2 protein-coding genes are annotated in these 3113 nt (G+C 72.3%); one reads left to right on the top strand and one right to left on the bottom strand.

Annotated elements, in window-relative coordinates; translation table 11 throughout:
* Positions 1-64 precede the first annotated feature (64 nt).
* Complete coding sequence (locus ASE87_RS10620) at positions 65-1612, bottom strand: APC family permease (RefSeq protein ID WP_056228379.1); 1548 nt, start codon at positions 1610-1612, stop codon at positions 65-67.
* A gap of 138 nt (positions 1613-1750) precedes the next feature.
* Between ASE87_RS10620 and ASE87_RS10615 the strand changes: the two genes are divergently transcribed.
* On the top strand, positions 1751-3113 hold a 1363-nt coding region (locus ASE87_RS10615; protein WP_200925468.1), incomplete at its 3' end, for a hypothetical protein.

Below are 3113 nucleotides of genomic sequence, written 5' to 3'. Positions count from 1 at the left end.
GGTGGACCCCGACGATTCGGGGTCCACCGCACGCAACGGGGTTCTTCGTCGATATGCAGACCGCTCAGCGCGGCCGGCCACCGGCGTCGACGGCGGGTGCCGGGGCGGCGGCGTCCTCGCCGAGCCCGACCCGCGAGTGCCGACGCCCGTAGGCGAAGTACACGACGACGCCGATCACGAGCCACACGGCGAACCGAGCCCAGGTGAGGGTGGTCAGGTTGAACATCAACCAGACGCAGAGCACCGCCGACAGGATCGGCAGCACGGGCGACAGCGGCACGCGGAACGCCCGCGGCAGGTCGGGACGCGTGCGCCGCAGCACGATGACGCCGATGCTGACCAGCACGAAGGCCGACAGCGTGCCGATGTTGATCATCTCTTCCAGGACGCCGACGTCGGTGAAGCCGGCGATCAGGGCGACGACGACGCCAGCGATGACCTGGACGCGCACGGGCGTCTTGCGGACGGCCGAGGTCTTCGCGAGCCAGCGGGGCAGCAGGCCGTCGCGGGCCATCGAGAAGACGATGCGGGCGAGGCCGAGCAGCAGCACCATGATGACCGTGGTCAGGCCGATCAGGGCTCCGATGGCGATGACCTGAGCGGCCCAGCCGACGCCGACCAGGTCGAAGGCCGTGGCCAGGGTCGGGGCCTCGACGGCGGCGAGGTCGCGGTACGACACCATGCCGGTGAGCACGATGGAGACCATCACGTAGAGCACGGTGACGATGGCGAGGCCCAGGAAGATGCCGCGGGGCATGGTCTTCTGCGGGTTCTTGACCTCTTCGGCGCTGGTCGCGACGACGTCGAACCCGATGAAGGCGAAGAAGACGAGCGAGGCGCCGGCGAGCAGGCCGAAGACGCCGTACTGCGCGGGCTCGGCGCCCGAGACGAACGAGAAGAGGGACTGCGTCCAGACGTCGCCCTCGCCGGCCGGGCGGGGCTGCGACGCGGGGACGAACGGCGTGTAGTTCGACGCCTTGACGAAGAAGAAGCCGACCACGATGACGAACAGCACGATCGCGACCTTGATGACGGTGAAGACGCTGCCGACGCGCGAGCTGAGCTGCGTGCCCAGGACGAGCAGCACGGTGAAGAACGCGACGATGACGAACGGCGCCCAGCTCAGTTCGAGCGGCCCGATCGACAGGGTGTCGGGCACGTCCAGGCCGAATCCGGAGAACACGGTGCTGAGGTAGATGCCCCAGTACTTGGCCAGCACGGCCGCGCCGGTGAGGGTCTCGAGGATGAGGTCCCACCCGATGATCCAGGCCAGGAACTCGCCGAGGGTGGCGTAGGTGAAGGTGTACGCGCTGCCCGCGACGGGGATGGTCGAGGCGAACTCGGCGTAACACATGATCGCAAGGCCGCAGGTGACGGCGGCGAGGAGGAACGACAACGTGACGCCCGGGCCCGCGAAGTTCGCGGCGGCGTTGGCGCCCACCGAGAAGATGCCGGCCCCGACCGCGACGGCGATGCCCATGAGGGTCAGGTCGGTGACGCCGAGCGAGCGCTTCAGCCCGTTCTCGGGCCCCGTCGAGTCGGCGAGCGACGACTCGACCGACTTCGTGCGCCACAGGGTGCTGAGCCCCCGGGCCTTGGGGACGGTGCTCATGCTGCCTCCTGGGGTGGTGCGGGCGAGTGGTGCGGGCGGGTGGTGCCGGCGGTCGGTGTGGCCCCGTCTCGGGGGACGACGCGCCAGCATACCGGCGGACCGGCCACGTCTCGTAGCATGGCGGGCGAGAGGGGCATCGTGGACGGACGACCGTGGCAGCCGATGCGTCCCGAGCGCCCGGCGGCAGCCTGGGAGGCGCGGGCCGGCTCCTCGACGACGCCCGCCTCCGCGGCCGATCACCCCGACGAGCCCGCAGCCGACGCCGGTGCTCGCGACGGGTACGACGGGGTGGAGCCGACCGGAGGAGGGAGGCGCGCGCAGCCGCCACCACTGCAGGCGGTCGGACGCCGAACGGGTCGTGCGCTGCGCCGGGTCTGGACCCGCGCCTCCCGGGCTCGCCGCCTGGGGCTGACGGTCGGCGCCGTCGCCGTGGTGACCGCGCTCGTCGCCGGTGCGGGCCTCGCGATGCAGCCGCGGTACGACGAGCCGGTGCGGCCCGCGATGCTGGTCGACGACCTGCGGTCCGAGCCCACGGCGACCGTCTGGCAGACCGACCTGGCGGATGCGGCCACCCCGGGGATGCCCTCGGGCTGCGCCTACTACGCGTTCGCGGGGATGGTCGGCGACGATGCGCTCGTCTCCGCCCAGTCGGCCGAGCAGTCCGACCGCTGCGGCGGTGCCGGGGGACGCCTGGCCCGGGTCGACGGCGACACCGGCGACGTGGTGTGGAGCGCGAACGTGGCCACGGCCCTCGGTCGGGCGGTGCGGTCGGTCTCGGTGACGCCGGACGACGACGGACGCGTGGCCACCCTGGTCGTCGAGGGCGACACGGGCTCGACCCTGGCCCGGATGGACCTGCGAACGGGCGAGGTGACCGACTGGTCCGCGTCCGTCGAGTCGACCGACGACGACCTGGTGACGCGCATCGAGGAGGTCTCCACGACGACCGTCCTGGTCTCGCACCAGCCCCGGTCGCGGTTCGGGCCCGACGGCTCGGGGCCGACCACCGACGAGGACGACGTGACGCGGTTCGAGCTCAGAGACCTCGACGATCCCGACACCGTCACGTGGCAGGGCGACGAACCGTCGCAGGCCACCGTGAGGCTCGTCGACGACGAGTTCTACCTGCTGACGACGGCCGGCGAGGGGTCACGGGTGATCGACGCCGCCACCGGCGAGGAGCACCGCCTGCCGGTCGACGACGACGCGTACGGCTGGCCCGAGGCGGCCGGCGACCACGTGGTGGTGACGCTCGCCGCGCCCACCGGGCAGCAGCTCGTCGCCTTCTCGCAGGACCGGCCGGGCACCGTGGACTGGACGGCCGACCTGTCGGGCGACGCCTCGCTGATCGTGTCGGACCGGTGCGTCGCCGTCACGTCCACGGTCGCTGTCGGCGACCCGGTGGTCGCGGGGCCGAGGGGCTCGGACGAGGCGGGCGACACCGCCGAGGCGGACGAACCCGTGGGTCGGGCCTCGGTCACCTGCCTGTCGCCCTCGACGG

Source organism: Frigoribacterium sp. Leaf44 (assembly GCF_001421865.1).
In the GTDB taxonomy this organism is placed as follows: Bacteria; Actinomycetota; Actinomycetes; order Actinomycetales; family Microbacteriaceae; genus Frigoribacterium.
The sequence above is the reverse complement of the archived record's forward strand: the minus strand, read 5'-3'. Positions and strand labels throughout refer to the sequence as shown.

Coding starts and splice junctions, on each gene's coding strand:
- ASE87_RS10620 (WP_056228379.1), bottom strand. CDS start 1,612: ATGAGCACCGTCCCCAAGGCCCGGGGGCTCAGCACCCTGTGGCGCACG.